The sequence below is a fragment of the Pantoea sp. S61 genome, from assembly GCF_016625145.1.
GTDB lineage: Bacteria > Pseudomonadota > Gammaproteobacteria > Enterobacterales > Enterobacteriaceae > Pantoea > Pantoea rwandensis_B.
The window spans coordinates 113811-134197 of sequence record NZ_JACVUO010000003.1; the positions used below are offsets into that span (position 1 = coordinate 113811).

Below are 20387 nucleotides of genomic sequence, written 5' to 3' on the forward strand. Positions count from 1 at the left end.
ATGTCTGCAAAATTATTAATGGTGTTGTTACCGTGCTTTCTCGCGGGCTGTGTGTCACTCGATCCGCACTACGATCGTCCCAATGATGCGGTCAGCAGCAGCACGCCAACCGGCGATGCCTATCGTGGCTTGCAGGGCACGCCAGCGAATTATCGTGATATCAGCTGGCAGGATTATGTGCTGGATAGCAAGCTGCGTCAGGTGGTGGCGATGGCGCTGGACAGCAGCCGCGATCTGCGTGAAGCGGTCGCCAGTGTGAAATCGGCACACGCACAGTACGGCGAGCAGCGCGCCGATCTCTTTCCGACGATTAGCGCAGGCGTGAGCGGCACCCGTTCGCGTGCGTTGACGGGCGAGGGGAATCAAACCGCGCTCAGTAATACCTATTCGGCGGAAGGCAGCGTGAGCTCCTTCGAGCTGGACCTGTTTGGCAAGAATCAGAGTCTTTCGCGTCAGCAGTATGAAACCTATCTTGGTACGCTGGAGGGTGCTCGCAGCACGCGCCTGACGGTGCTGTATAACACGGTGGATTACTGGTTACAGCTGGCGGCGGATCGCAGTAATCTGGCGATCGCGAAAGAGACGGCAGAGAGTGCGCGTCAGTCGCTGGAGGTGACGCGCAAACGTCTGCAAAACGGCGTGGATTCGATGGTGGATGTGGCTTCAGCAGAAACGACTTATCAATCTGCACAGGCAGATGTGGCCAGCTATACCACCAGCGTGGCGCAGGATAAGAATGCGCTGGATTTGGTGGTCGGGAAGCGTGTACCGGATAGCCTGTTACCCCAGGATATTGAGTCGATTGGCAATGCTTTGAAAACCGTACCTGCTGGCGTGTCATCCGACGCACTGAACAATCGCCCAGACGTGTTGCAGGCCGAGCACAACCTAAAAGCGGCCAATGCCAATATCGGCGCCGCGCGAGCCAACTTCTTCCCGAGCATTACGCTGACCGCAAGCGGAGGTGTTGGCAGTGCCGATTTGTCTTCACTGTTTAAGAATGGCGCAGGTATTTGGTCGTTTGCACCTAGCATTTCGCTGCCGATTTTCAAAGGTGGCTATAACGTTTCCTACCTGAACTACACCAAAGCGCAGAAAGAGTATTACGTTGCGGTGTATGAGAAGTCTGTGCAAACCGCTTTCTCTGAAGTCGCGGATGCGCTGGCACGGCGTGGCACCATCAACGATCAGTTGACCAGCCAACGTAATAATGTTGCTGCATCGCAGACTTACTATCATTTGGCCGACCTGCGTTATCAGAACGGGGTTGATACCTATCTGAATGCGTTAACTGCCCAGCGTACGCTCTACACGGCGCGGACCAGTTTGGTCAGTGTTGAGCAGGCCTACTACCAAAACCTGAATACTTTCTACAAAGTATTGGGTGGCGGTACGGCATTGAAAGAATCTGAACTGAAACTGTAACGCTTTCCCGGGCCGGTAATGTATCGGCCCGGTGAAAAATGTAACCGGGTTTTTTATCACTATTTCAGTGAGAAACGCCTTCGCGTATCCTATGAAAAAACAATAATTACGCTGTGGACATTTTAGGAGTCATGATTGAGCAAATCAGAGAATGAAGAATTCTTTCAGCAACGACAGCAGCTGATTATTTCAGCGGCTAAAGTCTGCTTTAGTCAGTCGGGTTTTCATGGTGCCAGTATGGCGGATATTAGCCGTGAATCCGGGTTGGGAGCAGGGCAGATATATCGTTATTTTGAGAGCAAAGAATTAATCGTTAGTGAAACCATTAAGAGTATTGCTGTGAACTGGCGTCTGTTTCTGCAAAATAATCTTCCGCGTCAAAGTAGTACCGCTGATATTATCAATACGGAATCCGGCTTTTGGCAGGATTGGCCTTATCAGGATCGCTGTTTATTGCTGGAGATGTATTCGGAAGCATCGCGTAATCAAGCTGTGCGCGCAGTTCTGGCGCAGGAAGAACAATTATTAATTGCGGAGTTGGAGACATCATTATGCCAACAGAGCCCTGGCGTGAGTGATCAGCAGTGCAATGATCGTATTCAATTCTTATTGATGCTGGTGGATGGCGTTGCCTGTCGCGCCTTTGGCGATAATACCCTCGATCATCGGGAAAAAGGCAGGATCAATGGCATTCTTTCGCATCATCTGTTTGGCTGATATCAAACCTTATCATGTTGATTGATGTCACGTGTGATGGCATCGAAGAAAGGCATAAACCCGATAGGTACCTCACGCTGTTTCATGCAACGGCGGATGATCATGCCATCAATCACCAGTGAAATGATGTGCAATCGGGTATTGATAACGCTGGCATCCAGTGACGGATTAAGCGTCTGTTCCTGAGTAATAAAATTATTTTTCAATACCTGCCACGCATCATTCATAATCTGACGAATACGCTCATTACGTGTAGCTTCAGATGAGACTTCCATTAGCAAGACAATACTATGCTCGACTTCAGGCGGCACAATATCCTGCACCGAATGCGTCACGCCTCCTGCATGGGCAATTCGCTCAAAATCAGCATTTAATAATGCAATCATGCGTTGAACCACATTCGTCACCAACGCTTCAATAATGGCTTCTTTATTTTTGTAATATTTGTAGATTAAACCAATGCTAACGTCTGCCTGGCTGGCAATATTCTGAATGGAGGTTTGATGAAAACCTTTTAGGCGCATACACTGTTCGGCTGCATCAAGAATCTGTTCGCTGCGATTCATGTTATTTACTCATCACGGAAAAGTGTATTTTACGCAAAAATGTGCAGGCTGACTAACCCTGAATGCTGAAAGTTGGCGGTCTGAGTGTTGTTGCTGCCTCTTATTATTGCTACGGGTTATTAATATTCAAAAATTTTGACATAAGCGAGCAAATCGAACACCTGTTCTGGGATTTTCTTGCCGCTATCATGATGTGCATAGCCACATTTTGAGGAGCAAACCATGAACGTGATGCGAGCCCAGCGCGACCAGTTATTTGAATATGGTCCCTTTACAATCCGCCGGCAAAGACCCGGTGAGGCTTTTGGCGCGTTGGCGATTATTGATCTGATGTCGTTGAAAATGGATGCGCGTATTCCGATGCATACACGGCAAGATGAAGAGATTTTTAGCTACGTCTGGCGTGGTTCCGCACAACACCTTGCTGAAAATGGCGACAAAATTGCGCTGAACGCCAAACGCGCCATGGTGGTGAGTGCGGGGAGTGGAGTGCGTTATGAAGAGTCTGCACCTTTTATTGAAACCGAGATGCTGCAGGCCTATATCCGTCCGGCTAAAAGCGGCGGTGCGCCACGCACCGTGGATTTCACTCGCGCGGATGGGTTGCCGCTAAACGCCTGGACATTGTTGGCGGGACCAAAAAGTAGCGATGCACCGTTGCCGTTGGGTCAGGACGTTTTTATTTATGATCTCAAAGTGGAGCGGGGCGCACAGGTTGAGGTGCCACATCTTGCCGGTTACTCAACCTGGCTGACATTACTGGATGGCATTGTGCGTGTTGGCGATGAGCGGTTGATGCCAGGGGATTCGATCAGTGAGCAGGGCGCTTTGCCTGATGTGCGTGGCGAGCGTGACGCGATAGTGATCGCTTTTCTGGTGAGTGACGGTGTCACGTTTGGGTGAGCCTGGCTGGAAAAGGGTTCATGAGAAAGCGTGCTATGGCGAGGGCCATGAGGGCTCTTTGGTAGGGTTTGTCGTAGCACAGGGTCTGTTAAGGCGCATCTTAAAATTTTTACCTGGTGTAAGGGCTGCCATTTATTGATCAATGGCAGCCTTTTTTGTGCGCGGGGGTGCGGGCCGTAGCACCGCTGCTGCTGCCGGGCAGTCCTCGCGCCGCTGACGCGGTGCCTTCCAAACTCGCCAAACTCACCAAACTCCCCAAATCAGCCACATCGCCAAACCCACCCAGGAATCATCATCTCCTGCGCAACCAGGTCTTCCAGCCAACCCCAAACTTTGTCATCACCCCTTGGCTCAACCATTGGGCATTGCACCTTCAAGTCGCATGACAAATAAGCCATTGACAACCTACTTTTGGTAAGTTACCAATGGTAGGTCAATCAATGTCGGAGATTATTCCCATGCATACGCTTATCGTTACGGCCCATCCTGACAGCCATTCACATACGCACGCTGTGGTCACACAACTTGCAGCAGGCATCACGGCGAGTGGTTTGCACAGTGTTGAAATCGCCGATTTAGCCGCTGAGCAATTCGACCCGCGCTTCAACCAGGCGGATTTCGATCAGTTCAAATCAGGCACTGTTTCACCTGCGGATGTGTTGGCCGAACAGCAACGTCTGAACCGTGCAGATGCGCTGGTAATGGTGTATCCGATTTACTGGTGGTCGTTCCCGGCACAATTGAAAGGATGGATTGACCGCGTATTTACTCAGGGCTGGGCGTATGACGATACCGGTGAAAAGGTGATAAAGAAGTTGGGGCATCTTCAGGTGCATCTGCTGGCGCTGGGGGCGGCGAATACGCGTACGTATTTGCGACGCGGTTATTTCAGCAGTATGCGCAATCAGATCGATGAGGGGATCTTCGGCTATTGCGGCGCGCCGGTGATCACCAGCGAACTGTTGTTGCCGTCCGATGAGGGTTATCCTGATGCGCATTACGCGCTCGCCCGGCAGTTGGGACAGCGACTTTTCACTTTGAAGGAACCTGCATGAACTCACCAACGCGCCAGCGTATGACCTTTGACGAACGCCGCGAGCAGCTCATCAGCACGGCGTGGAACCTGGTGCGCTCGCACGGCAGTGATGCGCTGACCCTGGGACGGGTGGCGGTCGAAGCGGGTGTCAGTAAGCCCGTGGTGTATGAGCATTTTGGTACCCGACACGGTTTGCTCGCTGCGCTGTATGAGGACTTTGATGTGCGGCAAAACGCTGTGATTGATGCGGCGATGGCAAAGGCGGGGAGCGAACTGACGGAGCGTGCCAGCACGGTGGCGGCTTGCTACGTGAACTGTGTACTCACGCAGGGGAGAGAGATCCCCGATGTGCTGTCAGCGCTCAACAGCACGCCCGAATTGGCCGAAGTGAAGCGCAAATACCAACTCGATTTCATGGCGAAGTTTCGTCTGTGGTTTGCTGAGGCGAAGCTGCCGCAGTCCAGCTTGTGGGGCTTACTGGGCGCGGCAGACGCCATCTCTAATGCCGTGGTGTGTAGCGATATTCGGCAACTGGATGGCGTAAAGGAACTGCAGGGACTGATTGAGGCGCTGGTGCAACGCCATCTTATCTGATGCTGTTCACCAGCCAACTGGCCAACTCGTTGAGTTCCTTCTGTTGCTCCGGAAACGCCGCAATCAGTTCTTGCATGGCAGCCTGAAGGGATTCCGGGCGATACGCCACACCTTGTAGCCTCATCGCCAGCGCTTCTAACGGTGCGGGATTAAGGCTATCGGTGAAAATCTGGCTGCGGCTAATCGTGCCGCGCTCAACATCAAAGTGAATCTCAACGCCACCCCAGACAAAGCGTTCCTGCAGCAGATGCGAGAAATCCGGTGCCTGACCAAAATTCCACTCCCAGCTGCTCTGTCGGGCAAACTGCTCCTTAAAGCCGGGAAGGTCTGGCAGGGCTTCAGGTGAAATATACTCGGGCTCGCAGGTTTCGTGGTAATGCGCGAAGTAGGCGGCAATCACTTCACGACGGATGTCAGCAAAACTGATCTCCGGGATAAAATCCGCCATATTAGCGACGCGTGAACGCACCGACGAGATCCCTTTAGCCTGAAGCTTTTTGATGTCCGGGTTAAGGTAATCAGCAAGACGTGAAAGATCGGCGCTCATCAGGAAAGTGCCGTGATGAAAACCACGATCGGGGGTTTCACGATAGGCGGAACCAGAAATTTTGCGCATTTCGCCATTCACATTGACCACGATATCATTGCGCCCAGAAGCTTCCGCGTGCATGCCGAGTTGTGCCAGCGCCTGCAAAATAATCGCCGTCGAGACGGTTTTATCGTATTCAGGTTTACCGGCCATAAAGGTGAAACAAGCGTTGCCCAGATCATGGAACACCGCACCGCCGCCGCTGCTACGTCGCGCCAGTTTGATGCCATCTTCTGCCATCCTGCGCGTATTGCACTCTTTCCACGGATTTTGTGCGCGGCCAATGACCACCGTTTCGGCGTTTTGCCATAAAAACAACACGCGCTGGGTCGTGGGCATCTGGCGGAAGATGCACTCTTCCACCGCGAGATTAAACCAGGGATCGTGTGAGTCAGAGATCAGCAAACGTAGGGTGGACATGTTTCCTCCAGTTCCTTGAGAAAGGGGCAAGCGGAGGACAGAATACGCGTAATCGGATGCAATGATAAGCGGGGGGCGTGTCGTAGAGTGTCAGCTGCGCATCCTGTTCGTGTTGGGACGCAATATATCGCGTTACGCCGGTCAGTTATTGATGCTGTGCTGGTATCTCAATGTTAAGGCGGCATTGCTGCCGCCTGGAGGTACATTCAACCCAACATAACGCCAGGGTTGGCGACTACACTACGGGTTACAGAATCGATTTTGCCGTTTTAACCACGTTCTCAACAGTGAAACCAAACTCTTTAAACAGTAGCTCTGCTGGAGCAGATTCACCGAAGGTGGTCATGCCCACGATAGCGCCATTCAGGCCAGTGTATTTGAACCAGTAATCTGCGATACCCGCTTCGATGGCCACACGCGCTGCCACTGCTTTTGGCAATACCGATTCACGGTAGGCTGCATCCTGCTTGTCGAAAGCATCGGTAGAGGGCATCGACACCACACGTACTTTGCGGCCTTCCTGGGTCAGCTGTTCGTAGGCGGCAACGGCCAGTTCCACTTCTGAACCGGTGGCGATCAGGATCAGCTCTGGCGTACCTTCACTGTCTTTCAGTACATAACCACCGCGCACTACGTTGGCCAGTTGCTCCGCGCAGCGATCCTGCTGTGCCAGATTCTGACGCGAGAAGATCAGCGCGGTAGGGCCGTTGACTCGCTCGATAGCGTATTTCCAGGCCACGGCAGACTCAACCTGATCACACGGACGCCACAGACTCATATTGGGCGTCACGCGCAGGCTGGCCATCTGTTCTACTGGCTGGTGCGTGGGTCCATCTTCGCCCAGGCCGATTGAGTCATGGGTGTAGACCATAATCTGACGCACTTTCATCAACGCCGCCATGCGTGCCGCGTTACGTGCATACTCCACGAACATCAGGAAAGTTGCGGTGTAGGGCAGGAAACCACCGTGCAGCGCGATGCCGTTGGCGATGGCGGTCATACCGAATTCGCGTACGCCGTAATGAATGTAGTTACCGGCAGGATCTTCATTGATGGGTTTAGAACCCGACCACATGGTCAGGTTACTGGGCGCGAGATCCGCCGATCCCCCCAGGTACTCCGGCAGGATCTTGCCGAAGGTTTCAATCGCATTCTGAGACGCTTTACGGCTGGCGATTTTCGCTGGATTAGCCTGTAGATGCTGGATAAATTGTTGCGACTCGGCTTCCCAGTTATCGGGTAATGCATCATTGATACGACGGTTAAATTCCGCCGCCAGCTCCGGGTGAGCCTCGGCATAGGCCGCGACTTTAGCCTCCCACGCCGACTCTTTCGCCTGACCGGCTTCTTTCGCATCCCACTGGGCATAGATTTCTGTAGGGACTTCGAACGGCGCGTGGTGCCAGCCCAGATGTTGGCGGGTCTGGGCAATTTCGTCATCGCCTAATGGTGCGCCATGGACATCATGGGTACCGGCTTTATTCGGTGAGCCAAAACCAATCACGGTTTTGCACATCAGCAGGGAAGGTTTGTCTGTAACCGCTTTGGCTTCTTCAACCGCTTTCTTGATGGCTTCGCCGTCATGACCATCTACGCCGCGCACCACATGCCAGCCGTAGGCTTCGAAGCGTGCTGCGGTATCATCCGTGAACCAGCCATCCACATGCCCATCGATGGAAATGCCGTTGTCGTCATAGAAGGCCACCAGTTTCCCCAGCTTCAGAGTCCCGGCGATCGAGCAGACTTCATGCGAGATCCCTTCCATCATGCAGCCGTCGCCCATAAACACATAGGTGTGGTGATCGACGATGTCGTGACCAGGTCGGTTAAACTGCGCGGCCAGCGTGCGCTCGGCAATCGCGAAGCCCACCGCATTTGCAATCCCCTGACCCAGCGGCCCGGTGGTGGTTTCCACGCCCGGCGTATAACCGTATTCCGGATGACCCGGGGTTTTTGAATGCAGCTGGCGGAAATTCTTCAGTTCGCTGAGTGGCAGGTCGTAGCCGCTCAAATGCAGCAGGCTGTAGATCAGCATCGAGCCGTGGCCATTCGACAGGACGAAGCGGTCACGGTTAGCCCACTTAGGATTGTTTGGATTGTGCTGTAAAAAATCGAGCCACAAAACTTCGGCGATGTCCGCCATGCCCATCGGGGCACCCGGATGACCTGACTTGGCTTGTTGTACGCCATCCATGCTTAAAGCACGGATGGCGTTGGCTCTTTCCCGGCGTGTTGACATAAGGTTCTCCAGAGGTAAGAAGTCGGTGATTATTTAGTATGTGAAACTTGTTCGTAGTAACCGATCTTCTCGACTTTGGCGGTGGAGCCGCCACCTTCAAACTCGGAGGCCAGCCATGCATTGACGATATTTTTCGCCAGTTCAGGTCCGATAACGCGTGCACCCATGGTCATAATCTGGGCATTGTTGCTTTTACGCGCGCGTTCAGCGGAGAAAGTGTCATGACACTGTGCCGCACGTACGCCTTCCACTTTATTTGCCACGATGGCTACGCCGATACCGGTACCGCATAGCAGAATTCCGCGTTCAAATTCATTCTTCTGGATAGCCGTCGCCAGTGCAAAAGCCACATCCGGATACATTGGACGGTCGTTTTGCGCGTCATTGGTGTAATCCGTCACCTGATAATCTTTCTCTTCAAGCAGTTTTTTAATGATGTTTTTCAATTCGATAGCCGCATCATCGGCGCCGATTGCGATTGTTTTCATCGTCATTCTCCAGCAGGGTTTTGTTCTGACGCCTGAACGTTTGTTATGCAGGCGAGAAGATGTTCACTGACAGCCTGCCACAAATACAATCATATGTTCAATGGTTGTTCATATGTTTTGCGTGCTGTTTGGGTGATGAACCCCGTAGCAGGGGCTGATGCCACGCGTATTGCGCCGCATTTCTGCGTATTTTTCCGATTCAGGGCCAAAATCAAATCTCATGAGCAGGCTCACATTTTCAATCATTGCAGTTGAGAGATGAGCATTTATACGTGTAGTGTTCATTTGTTCGCATAACGATACCAATGTACAAGAAGACCCCTTGAGGACTCGAACATGTGTCATTTACACCGTACCTCTCAGTACACCTGCAGCCAGCGCTCTTTTGGCGTCTGGTCAACACCAAACAACCGTTTTAACCACGCACGTCACGGAGGTGCGTTATGAGTCAGCAAAACATGACGGCGATTGAGAAATCCGCTATCAGCAAAATCTCCTGGCGTCTGGTGCCTTTCGTAGCACTGATGTTCTTTATTAACTTCCTTGACCGCACCGCAATTTCTTTTGCTGGCCCCAATGGCATGACTCAGGACCTCGGTCTGACAGGTGTGCAGTTTGGTCTGGCATCCGGCATCTTCTTTATCGGTTATATCCTGCTGGAAGTGCCGAGCAACCTGGCGTTGCATAAGTTCGGCGCACGTCGCTGGCTGGCACGCATCATGATCAGCTGGGGTATTGTCTCGCTGCTGTTCACCTGGGTGAGCAGTGTCGAAGGCCTGTATACGCTGCGCCTGCTGCTGGGTATTGCTGAAGCGGGCTTCTTCCCGGGCGCGATTCTTTATCTGAGCATGTGGGTACCGGGACGTCATCGCAGCAAAATCCTGTCCTTGTTCTATCTGGCACAGCCGCTGACCGTGGTATTCGGTGCGCCCCTGGCGGCAGGCTTGATTGAGCAACACGGTCTGTTTGGTCTGGATGGCTGGCGCGTGATGTTCCTGGGTGTTTCCATCCCGGCGATTCTGATCGGTATCGTGGCGCTGTTCTGGCTGGTGGATTCACCGCGTCAGGCGAAGTGGTTAACCGCAGATGAGAAGACCTGGCTGACCAACGAGCTGGAAGCGGAGCATCAGCAGAAGCAGGGCCATAAGAAACACAGCCTGCGTTCAGTGATGGGCAACGGTCGTGTGTGGACGCTGTGCCTGATCTACTTCGGCTTTATCTATGGTTTGTATGCGCTGGCCTTCTTCCTGCCAACCATTATCGGCGGCTTCCAGCAGCAGTTCGGAACCACCTTTAACGTGATGCAGAAGGGCTTGATTACCGGCGTGCCATACCTGATTGCTGCCGTGGTGATGTACTTCTGGTCAAAAGATGCCACCCGTCGTGGTTGCAAAACCTGGCACATCGCGATTCCAGCGCTGGCCGGTGGTATCAGCGTGCCACTGGCGCTGTATATGGATTCACCGTTCACCACCATCATGGTGATCGCGATTACGGCCAGCTCCATCTTTGCTGCCTTGCCTAACTTCTGGACGCTGCCAACGCAGTTCCTGACCGGCGCGTCAGCCGCAGCGGCTATCGCACTTATCAACACCTTAGGAAACGTGGCGGGCTTCTCCGCGGGCTACATTACTGGCGCACTGCATGACGCCACCAACAGCTATGTGTTACCGATGTTCGTGGTCGGTGGCTTCATGCTGCTGTCAGCCGTCCTTATGCTGTTATTGAATCGCCAGCGCCCGCAGTCTCAGCCGACCTCTATCGCACAGGAGCACTAAAATGACGTACCTGTTTAACCAACCTTCAGCCTTTGCTGCTGAACTCATTGAAGGCTTTGTCGCCGCCAACGCCGATAAAGTTCGTCAGGTCACCGGTGGTGTGGTGCGCAGCACGCGCAGCCAGCCTAATACGGTTGCGGTGATTGTGGGCGGCGGTTCCGGTCATTATCCGGCCTTCGCCGGGTTGGTTGGACAAGGTCTGGCACACGGCGCAGCTATGGGGAACCTGTTTGCTTCGCCGTCTGCTCAGCAGATCTACAACGTGGCCAGAGCGGCGCATAACGGCGCGGGCGTGTTGCTGATGTTCGGAAACTATGCGGGCGATGTACTGCACTTTGGCCAGGCTTGCGAACGCCTGCGCGCCGAGGGCATTGCCTGTGAAATTCTGGCGGTGACGGATGATATCTCCAGCGCCAGTAAAGACGAACGGGCAAAGCGCCGTGGTGTGGCGGGTGATTTATGTGTGTTTAAAGCGGCGTGTGCAGCGGCGGAAGCGGGCGATGATTTAGCCACCGTGCTTAAGAAGTCACAGCATGCTAACGATCGTACGCGAACTTTCGGTGTGGCATTTGGCGGATGTACCTTGCCGGGGGCCACCCATCCACTGTTTGAAGTTGAAAAAGGGCGCATGGCCCTGGGACTCGGCATCCACGGTGAGCCGGGCATCAGTGAAACCGATGTGCCCAGTGCCGACGAACTGGCCGAGCTGTTTGTTGAACGTCTGCTGAGCGAAGTGCCTGCCGACGTCAGGCAGATTGAGGGGCAGCGCGTTGCGGTGATCCTCAATGGTTTGGGTTCCGTAAAGTATGAAGAGTTGTTTGTGGTGTATCGCCGCGTGGCACAACTGCTGGCCGCCGCAGGATTGCAGGTGGTTCAGCCGGATGTCGGCGAATTTGTCACCAGCTTTAATATGGCGGGCGCATCGCTGACGCTGATGTGGTTGGATGATGAGCTGGAGACGCTGTGGTGTGCCCCAGCAAACGCACCCGCCTATCGCAAAGGTAGCGTGTTGATCGCGGAACCGTTGAGTGCCGAAGAGCGTGAAGAGAGCACGGAAGAAGCACTGCCGCAGGCTTCTGCAGAGTCACAGCAGAGCGCACAGCGCGTGTTACATATCCTGGAATCAGTGGCCAATTTGTTACAGCGTAACGCGGAAAAACTAGGTGATATCGATGCCGTGGCCGGTGACGGTGATCATGGTATCGGTATGGAGCGTGGCGTGCTGGGCGCGGTAGAGAAAGCGCGTGAAGTGGCGACGCGCGGCGCAGGTGCAGGCAGCCTGTTGTGCCGTGCTGCGGATGCCTGGGCAGATAAAGCCGGGGGCACATCGGGTGCACTGTGGGGCGTCGCACTCACGGCGCTGGGGACGGCCATTGGCGATCAGCAGTCACCGAATGCGCAACGCGTCGCAACCGGTGTACGTGAAGCCAAAGAGGGCATTATGCACTTTGGCAAAGCGAAGGTAGGCGACAAAACCATGGTCGATGTGTTGGTGCCGTTTAGCGACAGCCTTAACGCTGCAGTCGCAGAGGGTGCTTCACTGACCGATGCCTGGTTGGCGGCGGCGCAGGTGGCCGATAAGGCCGCACAAGACACCGCTCAGCTGGTGCCGAAAATGGGTCGTGCGCGTCCGCTAGCCGAGAAAAGTGTCGGTACGCCAGATGCGGGTGCGATTTCACTGGCGATGATCGTCAATACCGTTGGCGATCTGCTAAAAGAACACAAAGCCTCTCAGCAAGGAGCGTAATGATGTCTCAGCCCAAAATCTGGCTCGGCGTCAGCCTGAAAATGTATTTCGGTTACCAGCAGACACTGGACTGGTGCCGCAAAGTCGCCGGATTGGCACAGTTGCCGGCGGTGAAAAACGATGATGTCGGGTTGTTTGTACTGCCCGCTTATCCGGCTATTCCCGCAGTGGCTGACATTTTCGCAAAAACACCGGTGCGCTTTGGCGGCCAGGATGTGTGTCAGGCTGAGAACGGCGCCTGGACCGGTGAGGTCAGCGCCAGCATGTTGCAGGAACTCGGTTGCTCACTGGCGGAAATCGGTCACGCTGAGCGTCGTCGCCACTTCCATGAAGACAAAGCGCAGATTGCCGCCAAAGTGGCGATGTCGCTGCGACACGGATTAACACCGGTGCTGTGTATCGGCGAAGAGCAGCAGGCCAGGCCGGATCAGGCTATCGCACTGTGCGAACAGCAACTGGCGGAAGCATTGGCTGATGCAGTGCAACAAGGTCTAAAAGGCGAGGTGTTTTTTGCCTATGAGCCGCAGTGGGCGATTGGTGCGCCACAACCTGCACCGGATAGCTATATCCGCGCGGTCTGTTCAGGCCTGCAACAGCTGAAAACGCCGGAGGGTATCACCTTGAAAATTATTTATGGTGGCAGCGCCGGGCCGGGGCTGATTCAGCGTCTGGGGAGTGACGTTCATGGTCTGTTCCTGGGCCGTTTTGCCCACGACCCGAATGCACTGGCGCAAATCATTGAAGAGGCCAGCGTGCTGGCGAAGGAGATCCGTTAATGAGCCGTATCGGACTCAGTACTTATGCCTTTTTCTGGCGTATGTCCAGCAAAGTGCCCAACCCGCTGTCGCTGGAGCAGATGCTGCAGCAGACCGCCGAACTGGATATCTCGGTGTTCCAGATTTGTGATTACCCGGCGATTGAAAGTTGGTCAGATGAGCAGTTGCAGGACCTTCGCCAACTGGCCGACAAGCTGGGAATTACGCTGGAGCTAGGCACACGTGGCTTAGGCACTGCGCACCTGCGCCGCTATCTGCATATGGCGAATATTCTCGATGCCCATGTCGTGCGTTCAATGTTCTACACCGCCGATCACCGTCCTTCCCTGGATGAAGCCGCAGAATTGATTGCTGCGGTGCTGCCTGATTTCGCTCGCCAGCAGGTACGTCTGTGTCTGGAGACGTATGAGCAGGTCAACAGCGGCGCGATGATGTCGGTGATCAATAAGTTCCTCTCGCCGTGGTTATGTGTGTGTCTCGATCCCGCTAACTGCGTAGCAGGGCTGGAATTGCCTGAACAGGTGATCGCCAATACGGCGGCGCGCGTCGGTAACCTGCACATCAAAGATTTTGCCTTTACGCGTCGTGATGGCTGGGTCGGCTTTACCTTTGCCGGCTGCCTGATGGGCGAGGGCCTGCTGGACTATGACCGGATGATCGCCAGTGTGCGCCCGGCAGAAAAAGAGATTAATCAAATCGTTGAACACTGGTTGCCGTGGCAGGACGATGCCTTGCTGACCTGCGAGCGCGAAGCCGAATGGACGCGCCGCACCGTTGAATTCTTACGTAGTAAACAAGATCAGGAGTTATACAAATGAGCAATGCATTGAAAACCATCACCGTAATTGGCGCAGGCGGCAAAATGGGTATGCGCATTTCTGCCAACTTCCAGAAAAGCGATTACCAGGTGTTTTACGTTGAGAACTCACCGAAGGCGCAGGAACAAGTGACGGCGCAAGGCCGTGAGTTGTCTGATGCCGCTTCCGTTGTGCCGGTCAGTGACGTGGTGATTCTGGCCGTACCGGATATCGTTCTGGGCAAAGTGTCTGAGGGCGTGGTGCCGCAGATGAAGGCCGGTGCGATCCTGCTGACGCTGGACCCGGCTGCGGCTTACGCAAACCTGATCGCGCATCGTGACGGCATCGAATATGCGGTGGCGCACCCTTGCCATCCGTCAGTGTTCCTGGAGCGCTACACCAAAGAAGAGCACGCGGATGCCTTCGGTGGCATCGCGGCTGTACAGCACGTCGCGGCTTCGTATGAAAGCGGCTCCGATGCGCAGAAAGCCGAACTGAGCAAAGTCATCAGCGTGATGTACGGTCCGGTAGAGGAAGTGCATTGGGTCACGGTGACGCAGCTGGCCTATCTGGAGCCAACGCTGGTGGAAACCGTAGCCTGCATGGTGGGTGCTTTTATGAAAGAAGCGCTGGATGAGACCGTCAAGCACAGCGGCGTGCCGGAAGAAGCCGCCAAAGCGATGCTGTATGGACATATTCAGATCGCACTGGCCGTGGCCTTCCGCGCCACCAACCCGTTCTCTGATGCCTGCATGATCGCCATGGAATACGGTCGCGAGAAGATTGTTAAGCCAGACTGGAAGCAGATCTTCGATCAGAAAGAGCTGGATATCGTTATTGCCCGCATGCTGAAAATCGACGCCATTAAGCGTTAAGCGTGATGCAACCTGCGACTCGCCTTGCTGCTGTCTGGCGAAGCGAGTCGTATCAATGATATAACTCCTTCCTTAAATCAGGTGTCACGATACAAGACAGGTAACGGATGGAAAAAAACACGCTTTCTCAGGACTCCGAGCTGCTGACAGAAATTGCGGTGGCCTATTATCAGGACGAAATCACCCAGGAGGAGATTGCGCGTAAGTTTGGGATATCCCGCATTAAAGTTGGCCGACTGCTCAAACGTGCGCGTGAAGAGGGCATCGTCGAAATTAATGTGCGCTACCATCCGGTGTTCAGTACGCGCCTTGAACAACAACTGCAAAGCCGTTTCCCCCAACTACAACGTGCGCTCATTGCCCTGGATTCGCCGGACGATGAAGAGCAGCGTCGTCAGGTGGCGGCGTTAGTTTCAGCCCATCTTGCGCAATCATTAAAAGACAATGCGATTGTCGCTGTGGGTCAAGGGCGCAACGTCGCCGCTGTTGCCGATTATCCCGGTCAGGTGCCGACGCGTAATTGTCTGTTTATCAGTGGTATCGGTGGGACACATCGTCCCGGTGATGCGATTAACGCCGATCATATCAGCCGTCGTCTGGCTAAGAAGTTTGGCGGTATCAGCGAAACCCTGTATGCCCCGGCCTATGTTGAGAACCGCGCACTCCGTGACGCCTTTATGCAAAACGGCACCATCAAAGAGACGCTGGACCGGGCGCGTAAGGCCGATGTGGCGATAGTGGGCATCGGTGATATGAATGAAAACAGCTATATGGTGAAACTCGGCTGGTTTACGCCGCATGAGATCATTGATGCGCACGTGAATCAGGGCGTCACCGGGGATGTTGCGGGTTACGACTTCTTCAATGCCCAGGGGCAACACGTGGATACGGTGATGAATGACCGCGTGATTGGCCTCAGCATCGATGAGTTACGTAAGATCCCATGCGTGATCGCTATTGCTTCAGAAAATACCAAAGCCATGGCCATTCTCGGTGCATTGCGCACGGGGGCCATCGATATTGTGGCCACGACAGCCCAAAATATTCGGACGATTTTGAGTATGTCGCAGTAGGGTATTATTCTATGGCGGCACCACGCGGTGTCGCTCTTTTATCACCCTCCAATTTTCTTACTGCGCATACTATTACGCCCATTCTCAGCTAGCACTCCTTTACTGTCATGTTATCTGAGATTTATTTCAGTCACCCAACCGTCACCCCAGCAACATAAATCCTTCATTTCCCTGAGCTAGCTTACCGCCATTCTGTTTTCAGGACTGCGGATGCATGAGCCACCTTTCGCTACATCACATCACTAAAGCCTGGGGGGAAAAAATTGCCCTCAATGACATTACCTTTGATGCCGCAGAAGGGAGCTTTGTTGCGCTGCTTGGGCCATCGGGCTGTGGAAAATCCACACTACTGCGCACCATTGCCGGGCTGGAAACCGCCGATCGCGGCGAGATCCACTTCAAACACGCCGATATCACCCATTTGCCACCCTCGCAGCGCAAACTCTCGATGGTTTTTCAATCCTATGCGCTTTTTCCACATCTGAATGTCCGAGAGAATCTGCTGTTTGGCTTAAAAGCGCGTGGGGAAGACAAGCAAACATTTGCGAGCCGACTGGATGACGTCAGCAAGCTGATGGAACTGGATAAGTTGCTTGATCGCCTGCCATCTCAGCTCTCGGGGGGCCAACAGCAACGTGTGGCGTTGGGAAGGGCGGTTATCGCGAATAATAACCTGTGTTTGATGGATGAACCGCTGTCCAACCTTGATGCCAAACTGCGCCAAAGCATGCGCCGTGAGATTCGTGCCTTACAGAAGAAACTGGGGCATACCATGCTGTATGTCACGCACGATCAGACCGAAGCGATGAGCATGGCGGACAGTATTATTCTGCTGAATGATGGGCATATCGAGCAGCAAGGCACACCGAACGATCTCTATAACAACCCCGCCACGGTTTTTGCCGCGCAGTTTATCGGCGCGCCACCCATGAATATCCTGCCGTTGCACAACAAAGAGAACTGTCATTACCTGAGCCACTTACAGGCGCCGGTGGTTGAGCATTGCGATGAGGTGGCATTGAGTCTCGGTTTACGAGCGGAAGATATTCAGCTGATTTCACCTGAACACGCGGCGCTTAAAGCCCGGGCGATCAGCTACGAATACATGGGTGCTGATACCTTGCTGGTGTGCCAACTCGCGGGCCTGGCCGATGCCATCACCGTGAAAGTGCCCGGCATGCAGCATTTTGTCGAGGACAGCCAGGTCGGCTTGCAGTGGTCCGCAACCCGTCAATATCTGTTCTCCACCACGACCGGCAAGCGCTGTTTGGCTGCCGAGCAACAGATGTTTGTTTCACAGAAAAAATACGCTGTTTAACCGTTGTTTTTCGCCCAAGGGATAATCATGTCTGCGATTCGTTACTCACGCCTGGCCTCTGCTTTACTGCTCTGTACTACGGTTTCCGCTTTTGCCGCCGATCCGGTTAAATTGCAGATGTACTATCCGATCGCGGTCGGTGGCAAAGTCAGCCACACCGTTGACGCGCTGGTGGCTGATTTCGAAAAAGTGCATCCGGAAGTGAGCATTCAGCCTGTGTACACCGGTGATTATGCGACAACGGTCACCAAAGCACTGACGGCGTTCCGTGGTGGCAATGCACCGCAGTTGGCGGTCATTGGTGACATTGAGGCTTATTCCCTGATTGATGCGGGCGCGATTGTCGCCGCCAGCGATTTGGCAACAGGTGATGAAGGCAAAAAATGGATCGACGGTTTTTATCCTGCCTTCCTGCGTCATATTGACGGCAAAGTGTGGGGCGTACCGTTTCAGCGTTCTACGGTGGTGATGTACTGGAATAAACAAGCATTCGAAAAAGCGGGGCTGAATGGCGACACGCCGCCGGCTAACTGGCAGCAAGTGGTCGAGTTCAGTAAAAAACTGACCATCAAAGATGCCAATGGTGTCAGCCAGTGGGGGATTGAGATTCCGTCAACGCCTAACGGCTACTGGAACTTCCAGGGATTGTCTGCCACCAATGGCGGCCGTCTGGATAACGGTAAAGGCACGGCCGTGCATTTCAACACGCCAGGTAACGTTGAGACACTGCAATGGCTGACCGACCTTGGACAGAAAGAAGAAGTGTCACCGAAAGGCGCTATCGCATGGGGTACCACACCACAGGACTTTATCAGCGGTAAAACCGCCATGATGGTGACCACCACCGGTAACCTGACCAACGTGCGCGATAACGCCAAATTCCCGTTTGGTGTGGCAATGCTGCCAGAGAAGACTCAGCGTGGCAGCCCAACGGGCGGCGGTAACCTCTATGTCTTCAAAAATGCTTCACCGGAGCAGCAAAAAGCCGCGATGGAATTTATCCGTTGGGTGACGTCACCGGAGCAGGCCGCGCGCTGGAGTATCGCGACCGGCTATGTGGCTACGTCTCCAGCGGCATGGGATACCACGGTGATGAAAGACTACGTGAAAGAGGTCCCTCAGGCGCTGGTCGCCCGTGAGCAGTTGAAGTATGCCCAGCCAGAACTCTCGACCTACAACAGCGTACAGATTCAGGATGCGTTGAACCATGCTGTCGAAGCGGCGGTGACCCAGGCAAAAACCCCGGCAGAAGCGCTTGAGGGTGCGCAGAAGCAAGCGGATCGCCTGTTAAAGTCCTACCAGTAACGGAAGCGCGATGAGCACGATAATTGCCAGTACGCCGCGGCGTCGTCCCGCATTCTGGTCGACGCAGCTTTATGGTTACCTGCTGATTTTGCCAGCACTCAGTTTTTTACTGCTGTTTACGCATTATCCCGCGGTGGCGACGATCTGGGAGAGTCTGTTCAGCGCTTCCCGTAATAATCATCCGGCCCATTTTGTTGGGCTGGATAATTACATGGCGTTGTTGGATGACGATATTTTCATCCAATCGCTCTGGAACAACGTGTTGTATGCACTGATCACCATTCCACTGGCCGTCACGCTGGCTTTGATGATGGCGCTGGCCGTGAACCGACGATTGGCAGCGAATTCGCTGGTCCGCGCGGCGTTTTTTATCCCATCATTGCTCCCCATGATTGCCATCGCCAATTTGTGGCTGTTTTTCTACACTCCGCAACTGGGGCTGTTGAATAAGTTGCTGGCGCTGTTCTCGCTGCCTGCTGTGAACTGGCTCGGTGAGCCGGGCACATCCCTCTATTGCCTGATGGCGGTTTCTGTCTGGCGTGAAGCGGGCTTCTTTATGATCTTCTATCTGGCGGCCTTGCAGCAGATCGATCCCCGCCTCAATGAAGCGGCAGCGATTGAAGGGGCTTCACGCGGCTACTTTTTCCGTCGCGTGCAATGGCCACTGTTGATGCCAACGACGCTATTTGTGTTGATCAATGCTTCGATGAACGCCTTCCGCATTGTCGATCAGGTGATTGCCATGACCAACGGAGGCCCCAACAACAGTAGTAGTCTGCTGTTGTTCTATATCTATCGCACCGCATTCAGTTTCTGGGATATGCCTGCTGCTGCGGCCATGACCGTGGTGTTGTTGGTGATCCTCGCGGCGATTGCGCTGATCAAATTTACGTTGCTGGACAAGCGAGCCCATTATCAATGAATAAGACGAACTCGTTGGGTGGCTGGTGCCTCAATCTCATCATCTGGCTGGCGGCGCTGCTGTGGCTGCTGCCGATTCTTGTGGCGCTTTGGGTGGCGATCCATCCCGCATCCGATCAGGCCAGTTTTTCGCTTTTCTCGCCGCTGACCTTCGATAATTTTATCAAGGCCTGGCATGCCGCGCCTTTTGCCCGCTACTTCCTCAATACCACGTTGCTGGTGCTGATGATTGTGGTGGTGCAGTTGATTTTAGCGACCATGGCGGCCTATGCGCTGGTGCGTTTCAAAATGAAATTCTCAGGGTTTATCTTCGCGCTGATCCTGCTGCAATTGATGATTAGCCCGGATGTTTTGATTTTGAACAATTACAAAACCATCGGTGCGTTTGGGCTGCGCGATACCTTAACGGGGATAGCATTGCCGTATTTCGCCTCTGCTTTTGCCATTTTTCTGCTGCGTCAGACGTTTAAAAGCATCCCGCTGGTGCTGGAAGAGGCCGCTATTGTCGAGGGCGCCAGCCGTTTTTATATCTTACGTAAGATATACATCCCGCTAGCCCGGCCGATCTACATCGCGTTTGCCCTGGTGTCGATTAGCTTCCACTGGAATGATTTCCTGTGGCCGCTGGTGATTACCGATTCCGTCAACGTGAGACCGCTCACCGTCGGATTGCAATTGTTCTCGGCGCCAGAGCAGGGCGTACAGTGGGCGCTCATTGGTGCCGCTACCTTGATGACCACCTTGCCGTTACTGGTGCTGTTCCTGATTTTCCAGCGCCAGTTTATTCAGTCGTTCATGCGTGCTGGTATTCGCTAAGGAG

At 54.0% G+C, this 20387-nt stretch carries 19 protein-coding genes; 15 read left to right on the forward strand and 4 right to left on the reverse strand.

Annotation, left to right across the window (positions count from 1 at the left end; all coding sequences use genetic code 11):
- Together IAE30_RS08560 and IAE30_RS08565 are read left to right on the forward strand one after the other, a co-directional pair.
- Nucleotides 1–1425 carry an efflux transporter outer membrane subunit gene (locus IAE30_RS08560; RefSeq protein ID WP_200679223.1) on the forward strand — a complete coding sequence of 475 codons (1425 nt, stop codon included), beginning with the start codon at nucleotides 1–3 and terminating at the stop codon, nucleotides 1423–1425.
- Between the two features lie 135 nt (nucleotides 1426–1560).
- Nucleotides 1561–2142 (forward strand): TetR/AcrR family transcriptional regulator, encoded by a 582-nt coding sequence (locus IAE30_RS08565; RefSeq protein WP_045814303.1) that lies wholly within the window; start codon nucleotides 1561–1563, stop codon nucleotides 2140–2142.
- A gap of 2 nt (nucleotides 2143–2144) precedes the next feature.
- On the opposite strand, the gene IAE30_RS08570 is transcribed toward IAE30_RS08565, so the two are convergent.
- Nucleotides 2145–2708, reverse strand: a complete 564-nt coding sequence (locus IAE30_RS08570) for a TetR/AcrR family transcriptional regulator (protein ID WP_200679225.1) — start codon at nucleotides 2706–2708, stop codon at nucleotides 2145–2147.
- A gap of 222 nt (nucleotides 2709–2930) precedes the next feature.
- Between IAE30_RS08570 and IAE30_RS08575 the strand changes: the two genes are divergently transcribed.
- The 3 genes from IAE30_RS08575 (at nucleotide 2931) to IAE30_RS08585 (ending at nucleotide 5241) form a co-directional block, all read left to right on the forward strand.
- Complete coding sequence (locus tag IAE30_RS08575) at nucleotides 2931–3611, forward strand: pirin family protein (protein ID WP_200679227.1); 681 nt, start codon at nucleotides 2931–2933, stop codon at nucleotides 3609–3611.
- Nucleotides 3612–4069: 458 nt separating this feature from the next.
- The gene (locus IAE30_RS08580; RefSeq protein ID WP_200538541.1) at nucleotides 4070–4666 is read left to right on the forward strand and encodes an NAD(P)H-dependent oxidoreductase; all 597 of its coding nucleotides are present in this window, start codon (nucleotides 4070–4072) and stop codon (nucleotides 4664–4666) included.
- The gene (locus IAE30_RS08585) at nucleotides 4663–5241 is read left to right on the forward strand and encodes a TetR/AcrR family transcriptional regulator (RefSeq protein WP_038647046.1); all 579 of its coding nucleotides are present in this window, start codon (nucleotides 4663–4665) and stop codon (nucleotides 5239–5241) included. Before IAE30_RS08580 ends, IAE30_RS08585 begins: the two co-directional genes overlap by 4 nt.
- Here the strand turns inward: IAE30_RS08585 and IAE30_RS08590 are convergent.
- The 3 genes from IAE30_RS08590 to IAE30_RS08600 form a co-directional block, all read right to left on the reverse strand.
- A complete protein-coding gene (locus IAE30_RS08590) occupies nucleotides 5234–6250 on the reverse strand; it encodes a lipoate--protein ligase A (RefSeq protein ID WP_200679229.1) in 1017 nt (338 codons plus the stop codon). The genes IAE30_RS08585 and IAE30_RS08590 overlap by 8 nt on opposite strands.
- Before the next feature lie 247 nt (nucleotides 6251–6497).
- Complete coding sequence (gene tkt, locus IAE30_RS08595) at nucleotides 6498–8489, reverse strand: transketolase (RefSeq protein ID WP_200679231.1); 1992 nt, start codon at nucleotides 8487–8489, stop codon at nucleotides 6498–6500.
- A 29-nt stretch (nucleotides 8490–8518) separates the two neighbouring features.
- The gene (locus tag IAE30_RS08600; protein ID WP_038647043.1) at nucleotides 8519–8977 is read right to left on the reverse strand and encodes an RpiB/LacA/LacB family sugar-phosphate isomerase; all 459 of its coding nucleotides are present in this window, start codon (nucleotides 8975–8977) and stop codon (nucleotides 8519–8521) included.
- A 443-nt stretch (nucleotides 8978–9420) separates the two neighbouring features.
- On the opposite strand from IAE30_RS08600, the gene IAE30_RS08605 reads away from it, so the two are divergent.
- The 10 genes from IAE30_RS08605 (at nucleotide 9421) to IAE30_RS08650 (ending at nucleotide 20383) form a co-directional block, all read left to right on the forward strand.
- Nucleotides 9421–10755, forward strand: coding sequence for an MFS transporter (locus IAE30_RS08605; protein ID WP_038647041.1), 1335 nt, complete (start codon nucleotides 9421–9423; stop codon nucleotides 10753–10755).
- A 1-nt stretch (nucleotide 10756) separates the two neighbouring features.
- The gene (locus IAE30_RS08610; protein ID WP_200679233.1) at nucleotides 10757–12502 is read left to right on the forward strand and encodes a dihydroxyacetone kinase family protein; all 1746 of its coding nucleotides are present in this window, start codon (nucleotides 10757–10759) and stop codon (nucleotides 12500–12502) included.
- A 2-nt stretch (nucleotides 12503–12504) separates the two neighbouring features.
- Nucleotides 12505–13278, forward strand: coding sequence for a triose-phosphate isomerase family protein (locus tag IAE30_RS08615; protein ID WP_200679476.1), 774 nt, complete (start codon nucleotides 12505–12507; stop codon nucleotides 13276–13278).
- Complete coding sequence (locus IAE30_RS08620; protein WP_200679234.1) at nucleotides 13278–14096, forward strand: sugar phosphate isomerase/epimerase; 819 nt, start codon at nucleotides 13278–13280, stop codon at nucleotides 14094–14096. The genes IAE30_RS08615 and IAE30_RS08620 overlap by 1 nt, the downstream gene beginning before the upstream one ends.
- Entirely contained in the window at nucleotides 14093–14950 is an 858-nt protein-coding gene (locus tag IAE30_RS08625) for a phosphogluconate dehydrogenase C-terminal domain-containing protein (RefSeq protein ID WP_200538535.1), read from the forward strand. The genes IAE30_RS08620 and IAE30_RS08625 overlap by 4 nt, the downstream gene beginning before the upstream one ends.
- Nucleotides 14951–15057: 107 nt before the next feature.
- Nucleotides 15058–16023: a sugar-binding transcriptional regulator gene (locus IAE30_RS08630; protein WP_200679236.1), complete on the forward strand. Its 966-nt coding sequence runs from the start codon at nucleotides 15058–15060 to the stop codon at nucleotides 16021–16023.
- Nucleotides 16024–16237: 214 nt separating this feature from the next.
- Nucleotides 16238–17341: an ABC transporter ATP-binding protein gene (locus IAE30_RS08635; protein WP_200679238.1), complete on the forward strand. Its 1104-nt coding sequence runs from the start codon at nucleotides 16238–16240 to the stop codon at nucleotides 17339–17341.
- Nucleotides 17342–17368: 27 nt separating this feature from the next.
- The gene (locus IAE30_RS08640) at nucleotides 17369–18646 is read left to right on the forward strand and encodes an ABC transporter substrate-binding protein (RefSeq protein WP_034823562.1); all 1278 of its coding nucleotides are present in this window, start codon (nucleotides 17369–17371) and stop codon (nucleotides 18644–18646) included.
- 10 nt (nucleotides 18647–18656) lie between these two features.
- Nucleotides 18657–19568, forward strand: coding sequence for a carbohydrate ABC transporter permease (locus tag IAE30_RS08645; RefSeq protein WP_200679239.1), 912 nt, complete (start codon nucleotides 18657–18659; stop codon nucleotides 19566–19568).
- Nucleotides 19565–20383, forward strand: coding sequence for a carbohydrate ABC transporter permease (locus IAE30_RS08650; protein ID WP_200679242.1), 819 nt, complete (start codon nucleotides 19565–19567; stop codon nucleotides 20381–20383). Before IAE30_RS08645 ends, IAE30_RS08650 begins: the two co-directional genes overlap by 4 nt.
- Nucleotides 20384–20387: the final 4 nt, after the last annotated feature.

Excerpts from the sequence above, each read along its gene's own strand:
- IAE30_RS08585 (WP_038647046.1), top strand. The coding sequence starts at position 4,663 with ATGAACTCACCAACGCGCCAGCGTATGACCTTTGACGAACGCCGCGAG.
- IAE30_RS08600 (WP_038647043.1), bottom strand. The coding sequence starts at position 8,977 with ATGAAAACAATCGCAATCGGCGCCGATGATGCGGCTATCGAATTGAAA.
- IAE30_RS08630 (WP_200679236.1), top strand. The coding sequence starts at position 15,058 with ATGGAAAAAAACACGCTTTCTCAGGACTCCGAGCTGCTGACAGAAATT.
- IAE30_RS08605 (WP_038647041.1), top strand. The coding sequence starts at position 9,421 with ATGAGTCAGCAAAACATGACGGCGATTGAGAAATCCGCTATCAGCAAA.
- IAE30_RS08615 (WP_200679476.1), top strand. The coding sequence starts at position 12,505 with ATGTCTCAGCCCAAAATCTGGCTCGGCGTCAGCCTGAAAATGTATTTC.
- IAE30_RS08640 (WP_034823562.1), top strand. The coding sequence starts at position 17,369 with ATGTCTGCGATTCGTTACTCACGCCTGGCCTCTGCTTTACTGCTCTGT.
- IAE30_RS08590 (WP_200679229.1), bottom strand. The coding sequence starts at position 6,250 with ATGTCCACCCTACGTTTGCTGATCTCTGACTCACACGATCCCTGGTTT.
- IAE30_RS08560 (WP_200679223.1), top strand. The coding sequence starts at position 1 with ATGTCTGCAAAATTATTAATGGTGTTGTTACCGTGCTTTCTCGCGGGC.
- IAE30_RS08610 (WP_200679233.1), top strand. The coding sequence starts at position 10,757 with ATGACGTACCTGTTTAACCAACCTTCAGCCTTTGCTGCTGAACTCATT.
- IAE30_RS08620 (WP_200679234.1), top strand. The coding sequence starts at position 13,278 with ATGAGCCGTATCGGACTCAGTACTTATGCCTTTTTCTGGCGTATGTCC.
- IAE30_RS08575 (WP_200679227.1), top strand. The coding sequence starts at position 2,931 with ATGAACGTGATGCGAGCCCAGCGCGACCAGTTATTTGAATATGGTCCC.
- IAE30_RS08650 (WP_200679242.1), top strand. The coding sequence starts at position 19,565 with ATGAATAAGACGAACTCGTTGGGTGGCTGGTGCCTCAATCTCATCATC.
- IAE30_RS08570 (WP_200679225.1), bottom strand. The coding sequence starts at position 2,708 with ATGAATCGCAGCGAACAGATTCTTGATGCAGCCGAACAGTGTATGCGC.
- IAE30_RS08580 (WP_200538541.1), top strand. The coding sequence starts at position 4,070 with ATGCATACGCTTATCGTTACGGCCCATCCTGACAGCCATTCACATACG.
- IAE30_RS08635 (WP_200679238.1), top strand. The coding sequence starts at position 16,238 with ATGAGCCACCTTTCGCTACATCACATCACTAAAGCCTGGGGGGAAAAA.
- IAE30_RS08625 (WP_200538535.1), top strand. The coding sequence starts at position 14,093 with ATGAGCAATGCATTGAAAACCATCACCGTAATTGGCGCAGGCGGCAAA.
- IAE30_RS08645 (WP_200679239.1), top strand. The coding sequence starts at position 18,657 with ATGAGCACGATAATTGCCAGTACGCCGCGGCGTCGTCCCGCATTCTGG.
- tkt (WP_200679231.1), bottom strand. The coding sequence starts at position 8,489 with ATGTCAACACGCCGGGAAAGAGCCAACGCCATCCGTGCTTTAAGCATG.